Annotated in this window: 18 protein-coding genes, 1 pseudogene and 1 other annotated feature; of the genes and pseudogenes, 2 read left to right on the top strand and 17 right to left on the bottom strand. The window is 36.5% G+C overall.

Going from position 1 to position 25,337, the window contains the following annotated elements; translation table 11 throughout:
* The 6 genes from AC806_RS00485 to AC806_RS00460 all read right to left on the bottom strand — a co-directional run bounded on the left by AC806_RS00485 (position 1) and on the right by AC806_RS00460 (position 6,189).
* Positions 1-2,070 carry a BglG family transcription antiterminator gene (locus tag AC806_RS00485; RefSeq protein WP_069028508.1) on the bottom strand — a complete coding sequence of 690 codons (2,070 nt, stop codon included), beginning with the start codon at positions 2,068-2,070 and terminating at the stop codon, positions 1-3.
* 71 nt (positions 2,071-2,141) lie between these two features.
* Positions 2,142-3,227, bottom strand: coding sequence for a zinc-binding dehydrogenase (locus AC806_RS00480; protein WP_174706059.1), 1,086 nt, complete (start codon positions 3,225-3,227; stop codon positions 2,142-2,144).
* 18 nt (positions 3,228-3,245) lie between these two features.
* On the bottom strand, positions 3,246-4,514 hold the full coding sequence (locus tag AC806_RS00475; RefSeq protein WP_014123496.1) for a PTS galactitol transporter subunit IIC: 1,269 nt from the start codon (positions 4,512-4,514) through the stop codon (positions 3,246-3,248).
* Positions 4,515-4,539: 25 nt separating this feature from the next.
* A complete protein-coding gene (locus tag AC806_RS00470; protein ID WP_069028507.1) occupies positions 4,540-4,830 on the bottom strand; it encodes a PTS sugar transporter subunit IIB in 291 nt (96 codons plus the stop codon).
* A 291-nt stretch (positions 4,831-5,121) separates the two neighbouring features.
* Positions 5,122-5,619, bottom strand: a complete 498-nt coding sequence (locus tag AC806_RS00465; RefSeq protein ID WP_069028506.1) for a macro domain-containing protein — start codon at positions 5,617-5,619, stop codon at positions 5,122-5,124.
* A gap of 63 nt (positions 5,620-5,682) precedes the next feature.
* Positions 5,683-6,189 (bottom strand): type 1 glutamine amidotransferase domain-containing protein, encoded by a 507-nt coding sequence (locus tag AC806_RS00460; protein ID WP_061839976.1) that lies wholly within the window; start codon positions 6,187-6,189, stop codon positions 5,683-5,685.
* A gap of 179 nt (positions 6,190-6,368) precedes the next feature.
* Here AC806_RS00460 and AC806_RS00455 point away from each other — a divergent pair, with 179 nt between their 5' ends.
* The gene (locus AC806_RS00455; protein WP_069028505.1) at positions 6,369-6,842 is read left to right on the top strand and encodes a hypothetical protein; all 474 of its coding nucleotides are present in this window, start codon (positions 6,369-6,371) and stop codon (positions 6,840-6,842) included.
* 62 nt (positions 6,843-6,904) lie between these two features.
* On the opposite strand, the gene AC806_RS00450 is transcribed toward AC806_RS00455, so the two are convergent.
* The 11 genes and pseudogenes from AC806_RS00450 to rpoB form a co-directional block, all read right to left on the bottom strand.
* Positions 6,905-8,446, bottom strand: a complete 1,542-nt coding sequence (locus tag AC806_RS00450; RefSeq protein WP_180991284.1) for an ABC-F family ATP-binding cassette domain-containing protein — start codon at positions 8,444-8,446, stop codon at positions 6,905-6,907.
* A 292-nt stretch (positions 8,447-8,738) separates the two neighbouring features.
* The gene (locus AC806_RS00445; protein WP_069028503.1) at positions 8,739-9,512 is read right to left on the bottom strand and encodes an SDR family NAD(P)-dependent oxidoreductase; all 774 of its coding nucleotides are present in this window, start codon (positions 9,510-9,512) and stop codon (positions 8,739-8,741) included.
* A gap of 12 nt (positions 9,513-9,524) precedes the next feature.
* A complete protein-coding gene (locus tag AC806_RS00440) occupies positions 9,525-9,998 on the bottom strand; it encodes an S-ribosylhomocysteine lyase (RefSeq protein WP_014123488.1) in 474 nt (157 codons plus the stop codon).
* Between the two features lie 565 nt (positions 9,999-10,563).
* Positions 10,564-11,481, bottom strand: a complete 918-nt coding sequence (locus AC806_RS00435; protein ID WP_069028502.1) for a sensor histidine kinase — start codon at positions 11,479-11,481, stop codon at positions 10,564-10,566.
* A 12-nt stretch (positions 11,482-11,493) separates the two neighbouring features.
* Entirely contained in the window at positions 11,494-12,351 is an 858-nt protein-coding gene (locus AC806_RS00430) for an ABC transporter permease (RefSeq protein ID WP_069028501.1), read from the bottom strand.
* The gene (locus AC806_RS00425; protein WP_069028500.1) at positions 12,344-13,264 is read right to left on the bottom strand and encodes an ATP-binding cassette domain-containing protein; all 921 of its coding nucleotides are present in this window, start codon (positions 13,262-13,264) and stop codon (positions 12,344-12,346) included. The genes AC806_RS00430 and AC806_RS00425 overlap by 8 nt, the downstream gene beginning before the upstream one ends.
* A gap of 93 nt (positions 13,265-13,357) precedes the next feature.
* Positions 13,358-14,029 (bottom strand): response regulator transcription factor, encoded by a 672-nt coding sequence (locus tag AC806_RS00420; protein WP_069028499.1) that lies wholly within the window; start codon positions 14,027-14,029, stop codon positions 13,358-13,360.
* A gap of 101 nt (positions 14,030-14,130) precedes the next feature.
* Positions 14,131-15,273 (bottom strand): 5-methyltetrahydropteroyltriglutamate--homocysteine S-methyltransferase, encoded by a 1,143-nt coding sequence (locus tag AC806_RS00415; RefSeq protein ID WP_069028498.1) that lies wholly within the window; start codon positions 15,271-15,273, stop codon positions 14,131-14,133.
* A gap of 57 nt (positions 15,274-15,330) precedes the next feature.
* Positions 15,331-15,546, bottom strand: a binding site (T-box leader).
* 73 nt (positions 15,547-15,619) lie between these two features.
* Positions 15,620-16,539: pseudogene (locus tag AC806_RS00410) on the bottom strand (5-methyltetrahydropteroyltriglutamate--homocysteine S-methyltransferase); the annotation flags it as partial.
* 46 nt (positions 16,540-16,585) lie between these two features.
* The gene (gene rpoC / locus AC806_RS00405; RefSeq protein ID WP_014123479.1) at positions 16,586-20,239 is read right to left on the bottom strand and encodes a DNA-directed RNA polymerase subunit beta'; all 3,654 of its coding nucleotides are present in this window, start codon (positions 20,237-20,239) and stop codon (positions 16,586-16,588) included.
* Positions 20,240-20,368: 129 nt separating this feature from the next.
* Positions 20,369-23,986 carry a DNA-directed RNA polymerase subunit beta gene (gene rpoB, locus AC806_RS00400; RefSeq protein ID WP_069028496.1) on the bottom strand — a complete coding sequence of 1,206 codons (3,618 nt, stop codon included), beginning with the start codon at positions 23,984-23,986 and terminating at the stop codon, positions 20,369-20,371.
* A 359-nt stretch (positions 23,987-24,345) separates the two neighbouring features.
* Here rpoB and AC806_RS00395 point away from each other — a divergent pair, with 359 nt between their 5' ends.
* Positions 24,346-25,305, top strand: coding sequence for a biotin--[acetyl-CoA-carboxylase] ligase (locus AC806_RS00395; RefSeq protein WP_069028495.1), 960 nt, complete (start codon positions 24,346-24,348; stop codon positions 25,303-25,305).
* Positions 25,306-25,337: the final 32 nt, after the last annotated feature.

Raw genomic sequence — 25,337 nt, 5'->3', positions numbered from 1 at the left:
TTACCCCCAGTAATTAATTCTATATAAGCGTAACAACCGCCACACCTGACTTTTATCATTGCATGCTAACAAATCAGATAAAACCGTATCACGGCCTGCTAAATCCATGATTTCTAATAAAGCATCAACGTGTTTTTCTTTATTGTTTGAAGCTAAAAGCACAATAAAATGAATAGTTTCACCGGTTTTGGCAACAATTCCTTTTTTAAAAATTCCAAAGGACATAGCGACACCACGTGCCCCTTTTTCTGGTTCTGTATGTGGTAAAGCTAGTTGATTGCGAAAAACAATATAGGGTGGAATTTCTGACAGTTCTTGTTTTAAAGCAGTTAAATAACGTGGTTCAATCATTTTTTCTTCGATTAAAGGCTGACTGAGTCGTTCTAAAGCCTCATGCCACGATACTTCGTTTTCTTCTATAATTAAGCCATTTTTCGGCATCAGTTGATCAAAATGATTTGCCTCATTGTCAATTACAGCATTTTCTGAAGTATTGTCTTTTAAAAGTTTCAATATTTCAAAAAACAGTTTTTCTTTATCGTCTACCTCTGCTTGCTGAAGCACATTAGCAACAATTTTTTCAGCCAGTGATGTCTCATCTAAGCCGATCACTGTCTCATTCATTACTCTTTGCCGTAGCTGCATTTTTCCTTTATCCGTCAAAAAATCCTTTACCAAAAAATACCTTCTGTCTATATCTAAAGGAACTGAAGAAAAAATCAGATCTACCTCAACATCTTGAGCGTAAAACTCTCGTAATGACATCGTAGAAACAAAATCTACCTCAGGAAAAACTCCCTTCAATGTTTGTTCCATAAGTAAGGAAACTGAAATACCATTTGTACAAACGATCACCGCAGTGGGATCTTTTTTGCGTAATAAAGAACTATTATTTTCTAATAAATGACTGCCAAAAAATAAGGCTAAGTAAAAAATTTCTGTATCTGAAATGCTTTTTTTAAAAAAATCTTCAAGCGGTCTGATTGATTTTTTTACCAAGTAAAAAATAGAAGAAACTTCTCGACTTTGTTGTCTTGTGATATCAACTTCTGATAAGTGCATACTATATTTGATACGATAATAAGCAGGACGCATATGAAGCATAATCTGTTTAAGCAACTCATTTTTATCGTCGATGCTTACCTGAGCAACTTTTTCAAAACGATCAATCATATTTAAAACGGCTAATTGCATCGTTTCAAACTGCCCTTTGGATAAAACATCTACTTGAGTTAGCGTCGTCGATAAAAAAAGTAAGGTAAAATAGATAATTTCATTAATCTCTTTCTTATATTTTGGGAAAAATACTTCTTTAACCACCTTATATTCTTTGGTTTCTTGTAGTTCAACATAGTCTAATTCAAAATCATAATTAATCTTTTTTCCTCTTATAATGCGTCGATCTAACAGCAGAGTCAACACTGGCAAAGTATTTACCTTATCGTCAGAATAGCGTAAGTTCAAGCGTTTTTCTAGTACGCTGACTTTCTTTTTATATTCTGCTAATTGTGACTGCGTGATATCACCATATTGTTTCAAAAGTGCTTCATTATTGATAGATTGATTAATCGTATTCACTGTGTCAGTTAATAACTGACGACGATTCCATTCTTCCCCTTTGATACGATAACCTTTTGAACGCAGATATTCTAAGCATAATTGATAGTTGGCTAAATGTGGCTCCACTTCTTTAAGGTCTCTAGCAACTGTATTTTTACTAACATTCAATTCGACAATAAAATGGTTCATCGATAAGGGTTCAGTTTTTGATAAAAGCATTAAGATCAATAATTGAACGCGTTCTTCTGGTAATAAATACGTATCCTTGGTGATTTGCGAATTGTTTTGAACAAATTCTTCTGCTGTTTCTTTTGTTATAATAAAATGACCATTAGTCGTTCGGGTAACTGGATCTAGATTTAATTCATCTAAATATTCATTAACTTTTTGTAGCGAATAACTTAATTGCGAACGAGTTAGATCATGTCTTTTTTTCAAAGAAGTGCTAGTTTCGTCAGGGTTGTTTAAAATCTCAATAAATAGTTGATTGGTTCTTGCATCTAATTCCATTTGAATTCCCCTTCGAAATATATTCTCTATTTTATAAATAAATTAGAGTCAGAAGTTTTCTGACTCATTTTTTAGCTAAAACTTGTTCCTGATTGAATCATTACTTTAACCTCATCTCCTGACATCACACTTTCAAAAGCTGTTCGCCATTCTTCTAAAGGAAACTTTTTTGTTACCATGGTAGAAACGTCAATGGCACCTTTAGCTAATAAATGTAAGGCAATTGGCCAGTCATATGGATTTTGTGATCGGCTTCCAATATAATGAATCTCTCTTTGAATAATCGTTTCTACATCTAACTTTTCAAACTTATCTTTAAATAAACCGACTTGAACAAAGTCTCCGCCTTTTTTCATTAAAGGCAAAGCTTGATTAACGGCTACAGCTGAGCCTGAAGCGTCATAAACTTTAGTTACACCAACATTATCTGTCAGCTGGTTGACGACTTTTGTTAAATCTTGCGTTTGGGTATCAACGATCGCGTCTGCGCCAAATTTTTGTGCTAATTCTAAGCGCTCGCTATCTTTTGAGATCCCAGTAACAATGACTGTTGCGCCAATCTCTTTCGCAATTTGAACTAAGAACAGACCAATAGGCCCCGGTCCCATAACTAGGATTGTATCATGAAGATCTAAGGGGCTTCTTTGATACATAGCATGGACGCAACATGACAAAGGTTCTGACATAGCTGCTCCTTCGTAACTTAAATTTTCTGGTAATTTATGCGCATATTTTTCTTTGGCGATAACATATTTTGCCAAAGATCCATTTTGCTGAGTACCAATGCCTTTACGATAAGGACAAAGATTATATTGTTCTTTTTTGCAGTAAGTACATTGTCCGCAAACATAAAAAGTTGTTTGACTCGTTACACGATCCATAGGTTTAAATTTCATAACGTTTTCTCCTACTTGAGCGACACGTCCTGAAAATTCATGTCCTAAAGCAACTGGGGTTACTGGATTTTTATACTCACCCTTAAATGTATGGATATCTGAACCGCAAATTCCTGTATAAGCAACTTCAATCAAGATTTCATCTTCTTTAGGAACTGGAATTTCTAGTGCCTCAAGAGACATTTTGTCATATCCGGCCTCTTTTTTTGTTACAGCTTTCATTGTTTTTTTATTTTGTTGCGTGTTTTCTGCTGCTTGCATATTTTTCCGACCTTTCAATTAAAATACACTATTGAATAATTCTGAGCCTTTTAAGATAATCCAGTTTAGAATATTACCGCCAGTATCTAAGTTACTGATTTGAGCAGCTCCTTCTGGAAACTCTACGATACCTTCACCCATTTGCGTGATAACTGGGGCAAAATTGGTAGCCATATATAAACCAAATACCACGGCAACAGTACAAGCTAAGACTGAATGCACAATATTTCCGTTACGTCCAGGTACAATTAACGCCGCAAAAAATGGAATCGTTGCCAAATCTCCAAATGGTAAAACATGATTACCTGGTAAAATTACTGCTATAAATAAAGTAATCGGTACCATTAAAAGACCCGTCGATAAAGCTGCAGGCGAACCAGTTGCTAATGCGGCATCCATCCCAAGGAAAATTTCGCGATCTTTGTAACGGCTTTTTAACATTTTTTGTGCGCCTTCTTGAATAGGAATAAGTCCTTCCATCAAAATCTTTACCATACGCGGCATCAATAACATAATACCGCCCATTGTCATAGCTGTTTGTAGGATACCAGAAATATCATAGCCTCCAAGAATAGCTAAAAATGCCCCGATAATAACGCCCATAATCATTGGCTCCCCAAAAATGCCAAATCGCCTTTGAATAGTTTCAGGTTTTACATTAATTTTATTTAGACCTGGTATTTTAGAAATGAGCCAAGCAGCTGGGATTCCAAATACAGCATAGCCGGCTGCCGAACCAGTAGCAAAACTAATACCTTCTAAACCATAGTATTCTTGTACTTTTGGTGCTGTCTTATCAGCAATAATCAAGCAAAAGATAGTATACAAAATACCGCCTAAAATCCCCATCATAATACTTCCTGTAACAATATAGGCAGTTGCTGCCGCTGCAGACATATGCCAATAATTCCAAATATCTATATTTAAAGTTTTCGTCCATTTCAAACCAAGCATAGCTAAATTAACCACTAAGATAATAGGAATCATCAATCCTGCAATAGGTTGCGCCCACGTGATGGATGAAATTGCCGGCCAACCAGCGTCAATAATTGTTAAATTTAACCCAAAGCGTTCCACCATAGCTTGGGCAACAGGACCAACGGTATTGGTTAGTAAATCTATCACTAAATTAATCCCGATCATACCAATTCCTACTGTAATACCAGAAGTTATTGCTTTAGTAACTTTCACCCGAAATATCAACCCTACAATGAAGATAATAATAGGCAACATAACACTCGGTCCCATATCTAAAACCGCTTGTACAGCGTTCATTAAAGCTCCCATGATATTGTGCTCCTTTCAAGAAATGTCAGCTAATTTGTTTAGCTGTATCTATAATTTCCTTTTCAGTCTCTTCTGTACCCACGCCAGTTAAAAACGACATTGCTTTAATGGCAGGAATATCATATTCTTGTGGTAATACTGTGGTAGAAATCAGCATGTCGGCGCCGTCTTGTTTTCCAGCTGCCTGTGAGATCTTTATTTGATCTACATCGGCTTTTATCCCATTTTCTTTGAGCAATTCTTCTACCTTTTGTGTCACAACTGTTGATGTAGCTATCCCAGCCCCACAAGCGACTAATACTTTAATATTTCTCATCGTATTTCCCTCCAAATTGTTTTCATTTAAAAAATAACGAACAAAGAATAATCTTTATGTGCACACGTCATTTCCTTGACAATTTTTATTATATTTTAAAAGCGCTTACTTAACAATGAATTTAGCAACCCACTTTTATGGGGAAAATTATGCAGCGTGAGATTATTAGTTCTTTAAATGTGAAAAAAATAACATTAAAGAGCTTACTTGATTTCATTTTGGCGTTAAAAAATAGGCTGAAACAAAAGTTTCAACCTAGGTATCTTTATATTATTTTATTCATTTATGATATTACTGGAATAGCGCCTGACTTTTTGTAAACAAAGCTTCATCAAAGAAGACAAGATAGACAGTCAGTTCATTTTTTGCAAGAAACTGACGAATTGTCTTCACAGCAGTTTTTACCGCTGCATCAGGTGGGAAGCCGTAGACTCCTGTAGAAATTAAAGGAAAGGCTACACTGCCACAATCTTTTTCAACTGCTTTTTTTAAACTATTATGATAACTTGCAGCCAATAATTCAAAAACATTCTTACTTTCTTTTTGATAAATAGGGCCTGCCGTATGAATAATATAAGAAGCAGGAAGATTGCCACCAGTTGTTACAACGGCTTCTCCAGTTTCTATTGGGGCTAATCGATCACATTCAGCTTGTAACTTTTGCCAGCCAGCTGCTTTAAAAATAGCGCCACACACGCCACTACCTCCTTGTAATTGTTTATTAGCAGCATTAACAATGGCATCTACATTCATTTTAGTAATATCTTGATAAACAAATTTTAATGTCATTTTTATACCCACCTTGTAAAAAAAAGCAAGGATCCAAAAAAGAACCCTTGCTTTATCATTTCGTTATTTTAATGCATTCACGATTTCTTTATTAAATGCATCTAAATCATCTGGTGTGCGACTAGTAATCAAGTTATCATCGACAACCACTTCTTCATCTTTTACATTTGCTCCAGCGTTTGCTAGATCAGGGCGAACAGATGTAAAGCCAGTCATTGTTCTACCTTTAGCCACACCAGCTTGAATAAAGATTTGTGGTCCATGACAAATGGCAAATACAGGCTTACCAGATTCAACAAATTTTTTAGTGAAATCAACATAACGATCGTCTGTACGTAATTGGTCAGGAGAAAATCCTCCTGGAATTAATAATGCATCAAAGGAAGAAACATCTCCATCTTCAATAGATTGATCAACTGAAATTGTGGAACCTTGTTTACCATCTACGTGGTCTTTTCCGTTATCACTAATAACCACAACTTCGTTTCCAGCGTTTTCTAATGCTTCTTTCGGTGAAGTTATCTCGATATCTTCAACAAAATCTGTCATAATTGCTGCAATTTTACTCATAATTTTCTTCCTCCTTGTTCAGTATAGGTCTTTTTCAACCTCTATTTCCATTATAACGAATGATCATTTTTGCCTCAAATATTTTGATGTATGGTAAACTTTTATTCAGAAAATAAAAAATATGATAAAATGAACGAGATAAATTATAAATCAATTCATGGTAATAAAGGAGACTTATTTTGAAAATTAAACAAAAATTGCTTGCCACAATCTACTTGTTTTTCTTTTGTATGTTTACCTTCAGTGTGACAGCTTCGGCCCAAGAGGTAGACACAAGCTCAGTAAATAATCAATCAGATCTGATTTTATCAACCAATCTTACTTCGTCTGAAACAAGGCAAAAAGCAACAGAGGCACAATTGTTAGATAACCCAATTGTTACTTTTTTACTAGAACATTTAAAAATCAATAAACCTACCGTCTTTGCCATTGGTATTACAATGATTGGTATCATTTTTCTTTTTATGTCGCTGTTTTTACCTAGTTTGGCTAAACAGGAACAAATGAGGCACAGGTCAGCAGACCAACCAGCTTCTGCTAAGAGGCACGGAAATCGACGAAAAAAAGTCTCGAAAAAAGGGGTTATCGCTGTTTTAGGTCTTATATTTGTACTCATAGGTGTCGTAGTGCAAACAATCAATCAGATAAGTTAAAACCTATTAAGCTTTCACAGGCTTTTGAGTCGCTTGTTTTATCCAAGTGAAACGACTTCGACTTAATCTTTCTCCTGTTTTTCTATGTCAATCACTCGATCTACAAAAGGCTCATAAAATTCTTGTTCGTGAGAAACAACCAAGACAGTACCAGGGTAATTACCTAGGGCTTCCTGTAGGCTTTCCTTAGTCTTTTGGTCAATATGGTTGGTCGGCTCATCTAGTATTAAAAAATTGCTAGTCTGCAAAGTTAGTTGTGCTAATTTCACCTTTGACTGTTCGCCGCCACTCAATAACTTAAGTGACTCTTGCACCAGTTGATCGCTCAGTCCACAACGTGAAAGCTGTCTTCTCAGTTCTTTATTGGAAGCATTAGGAAAGATATTCCCTAGGTACTGTAAGGGTGTTTGCAGAGGTGACTCCCAGACTAGCTCTTGTTCAAAATAACTCACTTTCGTGTTGTTCGGGTAGTGGAATTCACCAGCTAAAGCCGGGATTTCACCCAGTAATGTTTTTAATAAGGTCGATTTACCAATCCCATTAAATCCCTTTAAAGCAACTTTTTCTCCATAACGAATCGTTAAATCAATAGGATTTAATAAAGGTTTCCCATAACCGATAGTTAACCCTTGTGTTGTTACCGCAAAAGTCGCAACAATTTCTTTATAAGGAAAGTTAAAATTGGGTTTTATTTGATTTGTGGGCGGCGTTAGGCGGTCTACTTTAGCTAATTGCTTTTCACGACTTTTGGCCATTTTAGAGCGAGATCCAGCCTTGTTTTTACGTATATATTTTTCTGTTTTTTCAATCTGCTTTTTTTGAGCTTCATAACGTTTCATGTAATTTTCGTGGTCAGCTTCTTTTTGTTTTAACGCTTTAGTTAAGTTTCCTGTATATTTCGTTAGCATCCCAAACTCGATATCAGCAATATGAGTGGTAACCTCGTTTACAAATTCTTGGTCATGCGAAACCACTAAAAAAGTCCCTGGGAAATTTTGTAGAAATGAAGTTAGCCACTGGACATGTTTATCATCTAAATGATTCGTTGGCTCATCTAAGACCAAGATATCCGGTTTTTCTAATAATAATTTAGCTAAAATAACTTTTGAACGCTGGCCGCCACTTAAATTTTTCAATAAAGTATCTAAGCCCAAGACATCAAGTCCAAGACCAACAGCCATTTCTTGAATCAAAGCATCCATCTGATAAAATTCGCTTTGGTCTAATTTTGTTTGTAATTTTCCCGCTCTTTCTAGTAAAAGATCATCAAATGTTTGACTATACTTTTCATAAAGCTCACTGATTTCTTCTTCAATGGCTAGTTCCTTTGCAAAAGCTTGTTTTAAAAACTCATAAATCGTTAACTGTTCGTCAACTCTCACATATTGATCTAAGTATCCAACACTTTGGTTTTTTGGGAATTCAATAAAACCTTCATCGGCTAAAACTTCACCCGTAATAATCTTAACCAATGTAGATTTACCCGCACCATTTTGACCGATTAAACCAATATGTTCTCCAGTATTTATTTGTAAGTTTAGTTTTTCATATAATACTTTATCCCCAAATTGTTGCGAGATATTAACCAATTTCAACAATATTATCCTATCCAATCTATGTACAAAATCTAAGACCCGTAAAAAAACTGTGAACAAAATTGTCCACAGTTTTACTGTAAAATTATTCAACTAAAAAAGTTTAACACGCTTAAAAAAATATGTCTAGTTTAGTCGTCCCAAACATCACTAAGTGATAAATCCGCTTCTATTTTGTCCCATCTGAAGGAAAGCCAAGCAAACTTCCATTGATTTTGCATAAAAAGAAGGAAAGTTGTTTTTACTTCCTTCGATTTTATAAAAAAAGCGGAAATATCAGATTACCGCTTTTTTTCGTGCTTTAGGTCATCGTCATACCGCCAGTTACGTTAATTGCTTGACCTGTCATATAACTAGCCAATGGACTTGCTAAAAATAAAATGACATTAGCAACATCTTGTGTAGTCCCAGTACGTCCCAATGGCACTTGACTCTGATCTTCTTCTAATACCTCTTGGGCAGACATGCCTCGAATTTCTCCACCTTCAACACGCTCTCTATGTTTCATCGGTGTTTCAACAATTCCGGGACAAACGGCATTTACCAAGATATTGTTAGGCGCAACTTCTAAGGCTAAAGTTTTACATAAGCCTAGGACTGCATGCTTCGATGAAACATAACCAGACATGCCTTTATAGCCATTTTTCCCGGCCTGTGAAGCAACAAAAATTACCCGACCATTATTATCGTGAGTTTGCATTAAAGCTGTTACATATTTGCTAGTAAGATAAGCACCACGTGTATTTACCGCTTGTACTTTATCAAAATCGGTAGTCCTACTTTCAGTGAGAAAATCTACAGTAGATATGCCTGCGACATGAACAAGTACATCAGGTACTAAATGTTTTTCTTCTAATTGCTGAGTTAATTGGATAACTTCTTCTTCTTCGGCAATATCCAAATGCATTTTATAAAAATCTGTAGCGATTTTCGTCAACTTTACTTCTTCAAAGGCAATGTCACAAGCAATAACGGTAGCTTCTTCTTTCTGAAAAGTCTCCAACACACTTTTTCCAATACCTTGAAAAGCGCCGATGACTAAAACAACCTGCTCTTTTAACTCAGGAAAATACATCAACAATACCTCCTAAACTACATGACGTTCAAAAGGATCGTCGCTAATGCCATCTTCTAAGATAAGTTTAGCGTATTCTTTTGCAGAAAATAGGGAATGATCACGATAATTACCACAGCTAGTAATATCGACACCTTGCACATCTTCCCATTTTGTTTCATAAGCGATAGTTTTAAGAGATTCAGTTAATGCTTGGGCAACCTCTGTTGCTGAATATTCACCCCAGATGATTAAATGAAAACCGGTACGGCAACCAAAAGGAGAGCAATCAATAATACCTTCTAGACGATCTCGTAATAAATCAGCTAATAAGTGTTCAATTGTGTGCATACCAGCAGTTGGCAATTCCTTTTCATTTGGTTGTAAGAAACGTAGATCATAATTAGAAATAACGTCACCTTTTTTACCATTTTCTTTTCCAATCAAACGCACATACGGTGCTTTTACCTTCGTATGATCCAATGTAAAACTTTCTACTTCCGCCATTTTAGCTTCCTCCTAAAAATTTTTTAGAGATAAAAAAATCTCCATCCCTTTGCTTACCATTTATGATAAACAAAGGGACGAAGACTTTCGCGTTACCACCCTTATTCGCATAAACCTTACAGTCAATGCCTCAACGGTACCTTAGATACCCGGCAGTATATCGGCTGCTATTTCCGTTTATTCAGCGTCAACTGAATAAAAAGCTCAGAGTTCATCTTCACTGTCTATTATTTGCTCCCTTTCTCACCATCCGGGTTCTCTTTTAACAAATGCATCAGCTACTCTTCTCTATCATTGCTTTACGTGTGATTTGTGAATAGTATAGACAAGACTGAGGAAAATGTCAAGGTGATAACCCACTAATATAATAAAAGAAATAAATTGATATCTTCATTTAAAAGGTAGCTCTACGTTAAATAAAGAAAGGCGTAGCCGAAATACTTCCTGAAGTTAGAAACAGGCATTATCAAAATAACGCGAATTTAATTGGTGCCGCAATAAATTTTAAAAGTATGCAAAAACCAGATAAGCAGAAATCCTATCTGTTTTTTTACATATTTCCAATTTAAAAGTTTCGAATTTTCCAAGAATCTAAGTAAATATCTAAGTAAAATTGTAATAAATCTCCTTGTAACTGCGTATTCAAAGAAAAATTTAATTTTTCCGACAACTGCTTTGCAATAGCTAAACCCAGTCCTGAACTCTCTCTCTGTCGTGCTGGTTCACTCTGATAGTTACGATCAAATAAACGAGTAATGTCCATTTTTTGGTCTTCTAGTATCTTATTTTCAAAAACAAAGCGTAGTCGTTCTTCCTGCTTTTCTAAACGAATATGAAAATACTGTGTGCCATGAGTAAAGGCGTTTTTAATCAAGTTTTGTATAATTCGTTCCAAATCAATGCGACTTGTCTGAAGCACTATTCTCTCCTCTGTTAAATCAATATTAATATCCTCAAAGGCCGCTGTTAATTCTTCATAGTACTGCGCCACTTGTTCTTGAATTAGTGTAATAGGATTCACTGCTTCTTCTTGAATTTTATAGTCATTGGCATCCAACAAACTGAGCAAGTAGAATTCGTCAATAAGTGACGAAATCAGCTGCGTACGCTCTTCAATAATAGTTAAATATTTTAAATCACGCGCACTCATCTCGGATGTATCCATCATTTGTATATATCCGATCATTGAGGTCAACGGCGTCCTAAAGTCATGGGAAATTGAAGCGATCATTTCCTTGCTTTGTTTAGCCATTCGCTTATTTTCTTTTGAAGTTTGATTAAAAGAGTCTACCAATTCGTTCACTTCTTCTACTAGTTGAAGATGACGTTTTGATACCCCGACCCTTTTCAAAGGAGCACGAGAGTTTCCTTGCTTAATTGCTTTAACTTGTAAAATCATATCTTTTAATTCACGATAGTAAAAAATCCAAGCTAAGATCAGCAATAAGTTAATGCCAATACTAATATACAAAATCCATATCACAAAACTCACCTACTAATTATCTTTGACATCCGAATGTTTCAATATAAAAAATGAAATAACCGTCGTTACAATAATATAAACACCTATAATAATAAAAGGCAGTGATCCAATTGACTCTATTGTTTCCAGAGCTGCTTGTGCACTTGGTGGTCGATTAGCGGGTTGCCCTTGTTGCCCATAAAAAATTCCGTTTCGCAAAGTCTCTTGTAGTTTTCCAGTATTTGTTGAAAGTAAATAAGGACTGAAATTAAAATTGCGTAAAATTCGTGCATGATTTACCCATCTAATAAGATTGCCTATAATACCATTTGAAATAATGAAAAATAGAAATAACGGAATATTGCCACCCTGCCATTTCAAAGTAATTATATTAGTCAATGAAGAAAAAGCAATGGTAAATAAAGCTAGATAGGCGACTAAACTAAGCAAGACTTCAATTTGACTCATTGTAAAAAAGGGCGCCCCATTATTTAATAATGCAAGTATAGCAAATCCGCCAAGATAGGCAATGGCTAAGAAGAGAAACACAGCAAGCATATAAACTAGCGAACTAATAATTTTTGCTACAATATACTCACTTTTACGTAAACCTGAACTAAATAGACGAACAAAACCTTTGTTATTAAGTTCATCTAAGTAAACTGCATAATAAAACTGAGGACTTATGACCAAGGGTCCCAAAAAAGAAAGAGGCATCACTGCTACGGAAAAATACATCTCTGTAAGTTCACTGGTATTATCCGCAAAATTCGCATTTCCCGAGCCAAAAATGACAAAAGTTAAAAATAAAGCTGCCAAAATCAACCAATACAACTGGTTACTTCGTTTATGAAAAATCCGATAAAGATCCGCTTTAATATAATTAAACATTTTCTTGACCCCCTTGATGAATAAGAGAAAGATAATACTCCTCCAAAGTTTGTTGATGGGGGGTCAATTTATATAATTCAAGCCCACCATCTACTAAAATTTTTGCAATTTTATTTGTTTCATCAATATGGTCAGAAAGAATAATTTCCTTATCACCATTCACTACATAATCTAAAGGAGTCAGCTGTTCCTCTAATAGATAGGCCGCTTTTTCTGGGTTATCTACTTTGATAATCACTTGGTCCTCTGTTTTTTCTAATAAAGTGTTTTGATCGATTTCACTTAACAACTCGCCATCATGAATAAAACCAAAACGCGACGCCATTATCCCTAATTCTCCCAAAATATGTGAAGAGAGTAAAAAAGTAATTTCCTGTTCACGATTCAATTTTTGCACTAGCATTCTAAAACTAGCAATACCTTGAGGGTCCAAACCATTGATTGGCTCATCCATAATAATTAAATCAGGCTTACCCACTAAAGCATTGGCAATATTTAAACGTTGTTTCATTCCCATAGAAAATGTTTTAACTTTCTTTTTCACTTTATCCAATTCGACTAATTTCAACACACGATCGACTTCTGTTTTATCAGTGATTCCTTTAAGTTTACAAGTATAAGTTAAATTTTTTCGAGCATTTAGATAGGGAAAAAATTGTGAACCATACATAAAGCCGATGTTTTTTTGGGAACCTTCTAAATTCTCGATAGAAGGTTGATCATAAATCGATACCTCGCCACTGTCTTGTACCGCCAGACCCATGATTACTTTAAATAAAGTCGATTTTCCCGCACCATTTTTGCCAACCAGGCCGTATACTTCTCCAGGTCTGACATGAATGGAAACATCGCGCAAAGCGTCTTGTTTCCCATAAGTCTTTGTCACAGCATGAGTGCTCAGTAGGTTTTCCATACTTACTCTCCTTTAATTTTTTGAGTATACTTTTATCCTAGTAAGGAGAATTTTCAAAACTCTTTCGTAAATCTTACAAAAGTATTAAATTAACTAAGTATTTAGTTGAAAACCCACGCCCCAAATCGTTTTAATCACTTCTTCTTCTGTAAATATTTGAAATTTATTACGTAAACGAGAAATATGAACTGTAATAGTATTATCATCCCCAAAATAGGGTTCTTGCCAGATCGTTTCATATAAGTTTGCCTTGGTAAATACTTTTTTAGGATGTTGTAAAAAACATTTTAATAATTCATACTCTTTTTGCGTCAATGTTATCAGTTGGTCTTGATAATAGACTTCTCGTGTTTCATCATTCATTTTAATTTTACCCACCGTTAAGATAGTCCCATTAGTTTCATCGATTGTACGACTGCGCAACTGATTTTTTATCCTGGCTGTCACTTCAACGGTATTAAAAGGTTTAGCTATGTAGTCATTAGCGCCTGCTTCAAATACTTCAGATAAGACACTAGGTTCATTTTTGGCAGTGATAACAATAATGGGCGTAGCATTTGTTAAACGAATTTCAGCAATTAATTCTTCACCACTAAGCCCTGGCAGCATCAAATCCAACAAAATAAGGTCGAACCTTTCATCCGCTAAAAGTCGCCTAGCCTCGGACCCAGCAAAAGCTTGCGTTACGTCATAATCAGTTTCGAGTAAGTCGTTTAACAGGTTATTGATATTATTATCATCTTCTACAATCAAAATTTTCTTCATTGCTCTTCACCTTACTATAATTCATCTATTTGTATTTTAGCGTGTACAAATAAAAAAAGAAAGATAATTCAGTTTTTTATTGAATTATCTTTCTTTTTTTATTATTGCCAAACATCCGCAGCAACTTCTTGTAATAAGTTAATTTTTTCCCATTGTTCTTGTTCAGTCAGACGGTTCCCTTCCTCTGTTGAAGCAAATCCACATTGCGGACTGATACTTAAATTTTCCAGTGGAACATACGCTGTGGCTTCTTTAATTCTGGATTTTATCTCTTCCTTACTTTCCAATTCTGGGAATTTAGATGTAACCAACCCTAAAACAATTTTACTATTTTTGTTATTCCAGTAACGTAAAGGGGCAAAATCACCCGCACGGTCTGAATCATACTCTAGGAAAAAACCATCATAATTTGTGGCAAACAATTCTTCAGCGATTGGCTCATAGCCTCCTGAAAATAACCAAGAAGAAGCATGATTTCCTCGACAAATATGGGTTGTCAGTGTTAGATCTTTGGGTTTGTCCTCCAAGGCTTCGTTAATGATTTCGGCACAAATTCGAGCAATATTTTTGGGATCGATTCCTTGTTTTTGTAGCGCTTTTCTTTTATCAGCATCTGCTAAAAATGCCCAGTTGGTGTCATCAAATTGTAAGTAACGACATCCTTTTTCATAATAAGCTTTAATAACGTCTTTATAAGTTTGTGCCAAATCATGATAAAAGTCCTTTAAGTCAGGGTATATCTCATAAATTTTTGTTGTACCATCATTTGCTAATAACTCCTGACGTAAAATCATATTAGGGCTAGGTACAGAAGCCTTGGCAATTGTGTTTTTATCACCTCCGACTTTCTCTTTTAAGAAAATAAAATCCTCTAAAAATGGATGTTCTTCATTAAAAGAAATTCGGTCGGTTACACGAATATTGTAAGAAGGAGCCGCTTTCCCATGAAATTGCTGATTATACCCCCCTTCAGGAACATAACCTTCCACACCATTAAGATGTTCTAAAAAGTCCAGATGCCAAAAACCACGACGAAATTCCCCATCAGTGATTCCATGTAAGCCGACCTTTTTTTCTTTTTCGACTAACTTTTCTATTTCTTTGTCCTCAATGTTCCGTAACTCTTTTTTTGTTATCTCTTCATTAAAATAATCTTTTCTTGCTGTTTTTAAACGTTCTGGACGCAAAAAACTTCCGACATGATCTACCGTAAATGGAATCTCTACTTGTTCAAAAGTATTCATATGCTCTCCTCCTCAAAATGATTAATAAAAAAAGCCCTTTTGCCAGCATAATACTGACAAAAGGGCGACTTCACCGCGGTACCACCTTTTAAACACTCAAACCAACACTTACTTTATCGGCTGTTCTTTTTATCGATAGAACCTTCCGCTTTTAGCTACTTATCGCCAAAAGTTCCTCCTTAGTCATCTTCAACTTCTTACCATCAGCACTTCTCACCTGCCAGCGCTTCTCTGAGAAAGTTTAAAGTTTACTCTCTAAATCACAGGAATTTTATATAATGTTGACATAATAGCATGTTTAAATTTTGCTTGTCAAGTCTTGCTTTTTTGCACCTCTTACTAATTTTTATAGCTGCCAAACATCTGCAGCGGCTTCTTGGAACAATTTTATTTTTTCCCATTGTTCTCGTTCAGACAGACGATTTCCCTTTTCAGAGGAAGCAAAACCACATTGCGGACTAATACTTAAATTTTCTAATGGAATGTAAGCTGAGGCCTCTTTAATTCTTTTCTTTATTTCTTCTTTACTTTCTAATTCCGGAAATTTTGAAGTTACTAGACCTAAAACAATTTTACTATCTTTGTTATTCCAATAACGTAAAGGGGCAAAATCACCCGCACGGTCTGAATCATACTCTAGGAAAAAACCATCATAATTTGTGGCAAACAATTCTTCAGCGATTGGCTCATAGCCTCCTGAAAATAACCAAGAAGAAGCATGATTTCCTCGACAAATATGGGTTGTCAGTGTTAGATCTTTGGGTTTGTCCTCCAAGGCTTCGTTAATAATATCCCTACAAATTCGATCGACTTTTTTTGGATTAATTCCTCTCTCTTGTAATGCTTTTCTTTTATCAGCATCCGCTAAAAATGCCCAGTTGGTGTCATCAAATTGTAAGTAACGACATCCTTTTTCATAATAAGCTTTAATAACGTCTTTATAAGTTTGTGCCAAATCATGGTAAAAGTCAGTCAAATCCAAATATATATGATGAATTCTTGATGTATCATCACTTGCTAGTAACTCTTGGCGCAAAATCATATTCGGACTAGGATTTTAGCAATAACATTTTCATCCTTTCCTAACTTTTCTTTTAAAAAAGAAAAATCATTTAAAAAGGGATGATCTTTATTAAAAGAATCCCGATCAATAACACGAATATGATAATCAGGAGCTGCTTGAGCAAGAAGTTTCTGGTTACGACCATGCTTAGCGGTATAACCCTCTATGCCATTTAAATGTTCAAAAAAATCCCAGTGCCAAAAAAAAGATACACTTTGCAGTAATTACAAAGTGTATCTTTTATTCACATTAGCTTTGTGTTTCATTTAATGCATCTTCTGCAGCCATTTGTGCTTCAATATCAGAAATACTATAAACATTTTCGCTAGCTGTATTTACTTCTTTAGGTTCCATATTACGGTAACGAGGCATCCCGGTACCAGCTGGGATAGTCTTACCAATAATAACATTTTCTTTTAGACCAAGAAGTGGATCTTGTTTACCGCGAATTGCAGCATCTGTTAGCACACGAGTCGTTTCTTGGAAGGAAGCAGCTGATAAGAAGCTGTTAGTTTCCAGAGAAGCCTTCGTAATACCAAGGAGTACTGGACGAGAAGTTGCAGGAATGCCACCAGTAACTAAGACATTATAATTTTGATCTCTAAAGTCTGCAATATCCATCATAGTACCAGGTAGAATATCTGTATCCCCTGGATCCATGACACGAACCTTGCGCAACATTTGACGGACCATAACTTCAACGTGCTTGTCACTAATTTCTACCCCTTGCATACGATAAACACGTTGTACTTCACGTAACAGATAATTTTCTACAGAAAGTACATCACGCACTTGCAATAAGTGTTTCGGATCGATAGAACCTTCTGTTAACGGTGCTCCACGATGGATGTGATCTCCTTCAGAAATTTTCATACGTGCAGTATACGGCACCGTATAAGTCCGTGTATCCGTTTCGCCAGTAACTGTAACTTCTTTTGTACGAGTAGCGGCATCCTCAGCTACTTCAGTAACTTCTCCTGTTACTTCAGTGACCACTGCTTCCCCTTTAGGGTTACGTGCTTCAAAAATTTCTTGTATACGTGGTAGCCCTTGAGTAATATCATCACCAGCAACACCACCAGTATGGAAAGTACGCATTGTTAATTGGGTACCAGGTTCACCAATAGATTGTGCAGCAACAGTACCTACGGCTTCCCCAACTTCTACTTCATTACCAGTAGCCAAGTTACGTCCATAGCAAAGACGACAAACGCCATGCTTACTATTACAAGTAAATGCTGAACGAATTGTTACTTTTTCAATACCAGCATTTACAATTTGTTTAGCTTCAACTTCATTAATTAAGTCATTGGCTTCAACAATTACTTCCCCAGTTTCAGGATGGTAAACAGCCTTGCTTGTATAACGACCTACGAGACGTTCTTCCAAAGGCTCAATAATTTCATTACCTTCTTTAATCGCTTCGATTTCAAGGCCACGATCTGTTCCACAATCGTCTTCTCGAACAATCACATCTTGTGCTACATCCACTAAACGACGTGTCAAGTAACCTGAGTCCGCAGTCTTCAAGGCTGTATCAGTCATACCTTTACGTGCACCGTGAGTAGAAATGAACATTTCCAAAACAGTTAAGCCTTCACGGAAGTTAGAAATAATCGGTAATTCCATGATCTGACCACTTGGAGCTGCCATCAAGCCCCGCATTCCAGCAAGTTGGGTAAAGTTAGAAATATTCCCGCGGGCACCCGAGTCAGACATCATATAAATTGGGTTTTGGTTACCAAGAGATTTCGATAATTTCAATTGAATATTATCTTTGGCTTCATTCCAAATATCAATCACTCGTTCATAACGTTCATCATCAGTAATCAAACCACGACGGAACTGTTTTGAAACAGTAGCAACTTGTTTGTGCGCTTCATTAATAAGTTCTTCTTTTTCTTGTAAAACAGTAATATCAGAAATACCAACCGTAATACCAGCATGAGTGGAATGACTATAACCTAGATCTTTCATACGGTCAAGCATACGTGAAGTTTCGGTTACCTTAAACCGTTTAAAAACTTCAGCGATAATATCTTCCAAATTATCTTTTTTGAATGGTTCTATCAAATCTTGCTCTTTAATGTGAGCAGGAATATCTGTCCCAGCATCAATGAAGTATTTATCCGGCGTTTGCACGGTTAAATTAAAATCAGTTGGTTCATTCAAGTAAGGGAATTCTGCTGGCATAATGGTATTAAAGATAATTTTACCAACAGTTGTCACCATCAAACGACCTTTTTGGAAGTCTGTCAATGGCTTACCACCTAAACGTTCAGGATCAACTGCTACACGAGAATGCAAGTGAACGTAGCCATTTTTCCAAGCAGTGACTGCTTCGTTCATGTCACGAAGAATCATACCTTCTCCTTCGCGTTCTGCTTCTTCTAATGTTAAGTAGTAGTTCCCTAAAACCATGTCTTGTGATGGCGTAACAACTGGTTTTCCATCTTTTGGATTCAAAATATGTTGAGCAGCTAACATCATTACTCGAGCTTCAGCTTGGGCTTCTTCACTTAGAGGTACGTGAACAGCCATTTGGTCCCCGTCAAAGTCAGCATTGTAAGCTTCACAAGCTAGAGGATGCAAACGAATAGCGCGTCCTTCTACTAATACAGGTTCAAAAGCTTGAATACCTAGACGGTGAAGCGTAGGTGCGCGGTTTAATAGTACAGGATGCTCTTTAATAACATCTTCTAATACGTCCCACACATCGTCTTCTTGTCTTTCAATTTTACGTTTAGCATTTTTTACGTTAGAAGCTAATTCACGTTTAACTAATTCTCTCATAACAAATGGCTTAAATAATTCTATTGCCATTTCTTTTGGCAATCCACATTGATACATTTTCAAAAATGGTCCAACACAGATAACTGAACGTCCAGAATAGTCTACCCGTTTACCTAATAGGTTTTGACGGAAGCGTCCTTGTTTTCCCTTTAGCATATGAGAAAGAGACTTCAACGGACGATTTCCTGGTCCTGCAACAGGACGACCACGACGACCATTATCGATCAAAGCGTCAACTGCTTCTTGCAACATACGTTTTTCATTTTGAACAATAATATTAGGTGCGTTTAAATCCAACAAACGTTTCAATCGGTTATTACGGTTAATAACACGACGATATAAATCGTTTAAATCAGAAGTAGCAAAACGTCCACCTTCTAATTGTACCATTGGTCGTAAATCTGGCGGTACAATTGGGACAACGTCCATTACCATCCAGCTTGGTTCATTTCCAGACGTACGGAAAGCTTCCAAGATATCCAAACGGCGAATAGCTCTTGTCCTTTTTTGACCCGAAGCAGTTTTCAAGGTTTCTTTTAGTTCATCTGCTTCACTATCTAAATCTACGCTTTCCAATAGTTGTCTGATCGCATCAGCACCCATTGCAGCGTTAAATTCTTGTCCATATTGTTCGCGTTTTTCACGATATTCACGCTCAGTCAACAATTGTTTCTTTTCTAAGCTGGTATTACCTGGGTCAATAACAGCATAAGAAGCAAAATAGATAATTTCTTCTAATGCGCGTGGACTCATGTCTAAAACAAGCCCCATACGAGATGGGATACCTTTAAAGTACCAGATATGAGATACAGGAGCAGCTAGTTCAATATGTCCCATTCGTTCACGACGAACTTTTGAACGTGTTACTTCTACCCCACAACGATCGCAAACAATACCCTTATAACGGATTCGCTTGTACTTTCCACAAGCACATTCCCAGTCTTTTGTAGGACCGAAAATACGCTCATCAAATAAACCCTCACGTTCAGGTTTTAACGTACGATAGTTAATGGTCTCAGGTTTTTTGACTTCGCCATAAGACCAGCTTCTAATTTTTTCGGGAGAAGCCAAGCCTATTTGCATATTTTCGAATTTATTTACATCGATCAAAAAGGGTTCCCTCCATTTCAATTCGCAACTTCGATCAGAAAATGTAAGTAACTTTGAAAAAACGGACAGCTATTTATAAAAATATTTTTATAAATAGCAACCCTGTTTCTTCTAAAAAGATGATTTTAATTAATCTACAGGAGCATCTGCTGGATTGTTTTCTTCATCCAATTGTTTCTTTTCTGGTTCTTTGCTTGCAGCATCTGTTTCTACTTTTTCAGCATTTTGTTTTTCAGCAAATTTTTCTAAGGCATCTACAGTGATTAAATCATCGTCCTCGTCATCCATATCGCGTAATTCTACTTCTTCATTTTCGTTATCTAGAACGCGCATATCCAATCCAAGTGATTGCAATTCTTTAACTAACACACGGAAGGATTCAGGAACACCTGGTTTTGGAATAGGTTCCCCTTTGACAATGGCTTCATAGGTTTTTACCCGTCCTACTACATCATCTGACTTGTAGGTTAAGATTTCTTGTAGGGTATAAGCAGCACCATAAGCCTCTAGTGCCCAAACTTCCATTTCACCAAAGCGTTGACCACCAAATTGTGCTTTACCACCAAGTGGTTGTTGCGTTACTAATGAGTAAGGGCCAATTGAGCGAGCATGTAATTTATCATCAACCATGTGAGCCAATTTGATCATATACATTACGCCTACAGAAACTCTACCATCAAACGGTTCACCAGTACGTCCATCATATAGCACTGTTTTAGCATCTTTTGCCATACCTGCTTCTTCCACAGTTTCCCAAACATCACTATCATTTGCTCCGTCAAAAACTGGCGTAGCTACATGAATACCTAATTGTCTAGCGGCCATTCCCAAGTGCAATTCTAATACTTGTCCGATGTTCATCCGAGATGGAACACCTAGTGGGTTTAACATAATATCAATTGGTGTTCCGTCTGGTAAGAAAGGCATGTCTTCTTCGGGCATAATACGAGAGACAACCCCTTTATTTCCGTGACGACCAGACATTTTATCGCCTTCTTGAATTTTACGTTTTTGTACAATGTAAACCCGAACGAGCATATTCACTCCAGGCGATAATTCATCTCCAGCTTCGCGAGTAAAGATCTTCACATCGTGAATGATTCCGCCGCCACCGTGAGGCACTCTAAGTGAAGTATCACGAACTTCACGAGCTTTTTCACCAAATATAGCATGCAATAAACGTTCTTCTGCCGATAATTCGGTGACTCCTTTTGGTGTTACTTTTCCGACCAAAAGATCTCCATCACGGACTTCAGCACCAATTCGGACAATGCCCATTTCATCAAGATCTTTTAATGCATCTTCACCAACATTAGGAATTTCACGTGTGATTTCTTCTGGGCCTAATTTCGTATCACGAGCTTCTGACTCATATTCTTCGATATGAACAGAAGTATAAACGTCATCTTTAACTAAACGACGGCTCATGATAACCGCATCTTCATAGTTATAACCTTCCCAGGTCATAAAGCCAACAACAACGTTTTGACCTAATGCCATTTCGCCATTTTCCATTGAAGGGCCATCAGCTAAGATATCACCTTTTTCAACTTTTTCACCTTGTTGAACCAAAGGACGTTGGTTATAACTTGTTCCTGAGTTAGAACGACGGAATTTTGTAATATGATAAATATCCAATGCACCGTTATCACGACGTACGCGAATTTCTGTTGCATCTACATATTCAGCAATACCAGCTGCTTTACATAACAGAGCAGCGCCTGAATCATGTGCTGAAGTATATTCCATACCAGTACCTACCCAAGGCGAACGTGGATTAATTAGCGGCACTGCTTGTCGCTGCATGTTTGCACCCATTAAAGCACGGTTTGAGTCATCATTTTCCAAGAACGGAATACAAGCTGTAGCTACTGAAACGACTTGTTTTGGAGATACGTCCATATAGTCGACTTTATCTGTAGAAACTTCAAGATTTTCACTTGTAGCACGAGCCATAACAACATCTTCTGCAAATGTTCCATCTTCATTTAATGGACTGTTTGCTTGTGCTACTACATAGTTATCTTCGATATCAGCTGTTAAATAATCAATTTGCTCAGTCACACGACCTGTTGTACGATCAACGCGACGATAAGGTGTTTCAATAAAACCATATCGATTAACTTTTGCATAAGAAGCCAAACTATTGATCAAACCAATATTAGGTCCTTCTGGTGTTTCAATCGGGCACATCCGACCATAGTGAGAATAGTGAACGTCTCTTACTTCATAACCAGCTCTGTCACGTGTCAGACCACCAGGGCCTAAAGCAGATAAACGTCGTTTATGCGTTAACTCGCCTAATGGATTGGTTTGATCCATAAATTGTGACAACTGTGAAGAACCGAAAAATTCTTTAATACTAGCTACCACCGGGCGAATGTTAATTAATTGTTGCGGTGTCAATGTATCTGTATCTTGAATAGACATACGTTCACGAACCACACGTTCCATCCGAGCTAGTCCGATACGAAATTGATTTTGCAATAATTCACCTACAGAACGAATACGACGATTTCCTAAATGGTCGATATCATCTGTGATCCCGATACCTTCCATTAAATTAAAGAAGTAACTCATTGAAGCAACAATATCTGCTGGAAGAATCGTCCGAACATTTGATTCAGGTAGGCCATTGCCAATCACGTTTACATCTTGATCAGGATCATTAGGAGAAAACACCTTAAATACTTGAATATTCATTGGGTCAGTTACAACACCATCTTCGGATGGATAATAAGTAACAGTATTTAAACCATTATCGATATATTCAGCTAAAGTATCTTCCATAATCTGATTGGTGATTTCTGTTCCTTTTTCCAGAATAATCTCACCAGTTTCAGGATCAGCCAATGTTTCGGCTAAAGTGAGGTTTAATAACCGTGTTTTCAAGTCTAATTTTTTATTCATCTTATAGCGACCCACAGCAGCCAAATTATAACGACGCGGGTCAAAGAAACGAGCATTTAAAAGACTTCTTGAACTATCCGCTGTTTTAGGTTCACCCGGACGCAAGCGTTCGTAAATATCTTTTAATCCTTCTTCTGTTCTTGAATCCGTCGCTGTTTTGTGTAAGTCTTTTTCAATCGTATTACGTAGAGAATCATTATCTCCGAAGATATCTAAAATCGTATCATCAGAACCAAAACCTAAAGCCCGAACTAAAACAGTCATAGGGATTTTACGCGTACGGTCAATTCTAACGTAAGATATGTTTTTAGCATCTGTTTCCATTTCCAACCATGCACCACGGTTAGGAATAACAGTAGAACCAAAACCTTCCCTACCATTTTTATCTACTTTACTGCTAAAATAGACGCCTGGAGAGCGGACTAATTGAGAAACAATTACTCGCTCTGCCCCATTAACAATAAAAGTACCTTGTTCTGTCATTAACGGAAAATCACCAAAAAATACTTCTTGTGACTTAATTTCCCCTGTTTCACGATTGGTCAAGCGTAATGTAACCTGTAACGGCGCAGAATAATTTGCGTCATGTGAACGTGCTTCTTCCACTGTATATTTTGGGGTCTTTAATTCATAGTCCACAAATTCCAATGAAAGGTTTCCATTAAAGTCATCAATTGGCAATATATCTTCAAACATCTCTCTTAATCCTTCATCTAAGAACCATTGATAAGAGTCAGTTTGAACTTCGATCAAATTCGGTAATTCCAGTACTTCACTGATTCGTGAGAAACTTCTACGTTCACGATAATTTCCGTACTTTACTACGTGTCCAGCCAAGTTGTTCACCCCTTAAAAAGTCTTCCAAAAAAGCTATCTAAAATGTTACATTTTGATTACAAATGTTAAATTTGAGTAACATCAAGCATTTTTTGCGAACTTTAGGCAAAAAAAAACCAAAAATAGAACAACATATTCATGAGTTTCTACTTTTGTTTCTTTATTCCCAAGCCGGAACGGACAATATTTCGTTCCTGCTCATTATTTTCAGATAGTTTTTGCATCTATTTATTATACATAATTCCAATATATTCGTCAAGGTTTTGGATAAACTTTTTTATAATGACATTTCTTGATTGTGTAATCATTTTTAAATCGATATACTTAGTAAAAAAGTTTATAGAGGAAGGTTTGTACTCATGGGTTCAACCAAACAACAAATATTAACTATTCTGAGACAGGATAAGGGAATTATCTCTGGTGAAAAACTAGCCAACAACTTAGAAGTTTCTCGTACGGCTGTTTGGAAAGCTGTACGAGAATTAGAAAAAATGGGTTATCAGATTGAGCATCTCCCTAATGGATATCGCTATTTAACTTCAGACGTTCTTGAAAAAGAGTTGATAAGTAGCCAAGCTTTGCCGACGTCCTCCATCTTTATTAAAGAAGAAACTAATTCAACAATGGATGATGCTAAAGTTGCCGCTATGGCCCAACAACCAACACCCGCTCTTTTCATTGCAGAAAAACAACTAGGAGGACATGGCCGTTTTGGTCGACCATTTTTTTCACCTGCTGGACAAATCTATATGAGTTTATTATTAACGCCCAACCAAACTTTTGAAGAATTACCCCAATATACAATTTTGGCTGCCGTTGCTGTGAGTTTAGCAATCGACCATTACACGGGGAAACAAACACAAATTAAATGGGTGAATGATATTTATTTAGACGGGAAAAAAATCTGCGGTATTTTATCTGAAGCAACCAGTGATTTTGAAACTGGACGTATTAAACATGTAACCTTAGGTTGTGGTATTAATTTTTCAATTCCCGCCCAAAGTTTCCCTGAAAATATACAGACAAAAGCTGGCGCTATTTTTTCTCAAAAAGCTCCTCTTATAACACGCAACCAATTGATTCAATTAATTTGGCAATACTTTTTTGAATTACTTGAGGCTTTACCTGATAAAGAATATATCAATATTTATCGTAAAAAATCATTTGTATTAGGTAAAAGAGTGCAGTTTAAGCAACAAGGGGTCACTTATAGCGGGAAGGCTACAGAAATCTCTGATACTGGAGAACTGATCGTCCAGACCAGCCAAGGGGTTAAAACTCTTTCTTCTGGTGAAATTAGTTTAGAAGCTATTTATTAAAAACAAGCAGCTGAACACACTAGTAGCATTCA

It is taken from the genome of Tetragenococcus halophilus (genome assembly GCF_001712815.1).
Classification (GTDB): domain Bacteria; phylum Bacillota; class Bacilli; order Lactobacillales; family Enterococcaceae; genus Tetragenococcus; species Tetragenococcus halophilus.
This window is presented reverse-complemented; position numbering and strand designations above follow the sequence as displayed.

What these genes read in the sequence shown, in the direction of transcription:
- AC806_RS00485 (WP_069028508.1), bottom strand. Translation starts at nt 2,070, where the DNA reads ATGGAATTAGATGCAAGAACCAATCAACTATTTATTGAGATTTTAAAC.
- AC806_RS00480 (WP_174706059.1), bottom strand. Translation starts at nt 3,227, where the DNA reads ATGCAAGCAGCAGAAAACACGCAACAAAATAAAAAAACAATGAAAGCT.
- AC806_RS00475 (WP_014123496.1), bottom strand. Translation starts at nt 4,514, where the DNA reads ATGGGAGCTTTAATGAACGCTGTACAAGCGGTTTTAGATATGGGACCG.
- AC806_RS00470 (WP_069028507.1), bottom strand. Translation starts at nt 4,830, where the DNA reads ATGAGAAATATTAAAGTATTAGTCGCTTGTGGGGCTGGGATAGCTACA.
- AC806_RS00465 (WP_069028506.1), bottom strand. Translation starts at nt 5,619, where the DNA reads ATGACATTAAAATTTGTTTATCAAGATATTACTAAAATGAATGTAGAT.
- AC806_RS00460 (WP_061839976.1), bottom strand. Translation starts at nt 6,189, where the DNA reads ATGAGTAAAATTGCAGCAATTATGACAGATTTTGTTGAAGATATCGAG.
- AC806_RS00445 (WP_069028503.1), bottom strand. Translation starts at nt 9,512, where the DNA reads ATGTATTTTCCTGAGTTAAAAGAGCAGGTTGTTTTAGTCATCGGCGCT.
- AC806_RS00440 (WP_014123488.1), bottom strand. Translation starts at nt 9,998, where the DNA reads ATGGCGGAAGTAGAAAGTTTTACATTGGATCATACGAAGGTAAAAGCA.
- AC806_RS00430 (WP_069028501.1), bottom strand. Translation starts at nt 12,351, where the DNA reads ATGTTTAATTATATTAAAGCGGATCTTTATCGGATTTTTCATAAACGA.
- AC806_RS00425 (WP_069028500.1), bottom strand. Translation starts at nt 13,264, where the DNA reads ATGGAAAACCTACTGAGCACTCATGCTGTGACAAAGACTTATGGGAAA.
- AC806_RS00420 (WP_069028499.1), bottom strand. Translation starts at nt 14,029, where the DNA reads ATGAAGAAAATTTTGATTGTAGAAGATGATAATAATATCAATAACCTG.
- AC806_RS00415 (WP_069028498.1), bottom strand. Translation starts at nt 15,273, where the DNA reads ATGAATACTTTTGAACAAGTAGAGATTCCATTTACGGTAGATCATGTC.
- AC806_RS00395 (WP_069028495.1), top strand. Translation starts at nt 24,346, where the DNA reads ATGGGTTCAACCAAACAACAAATATTAACTATTCTGAGACAGGATAAG.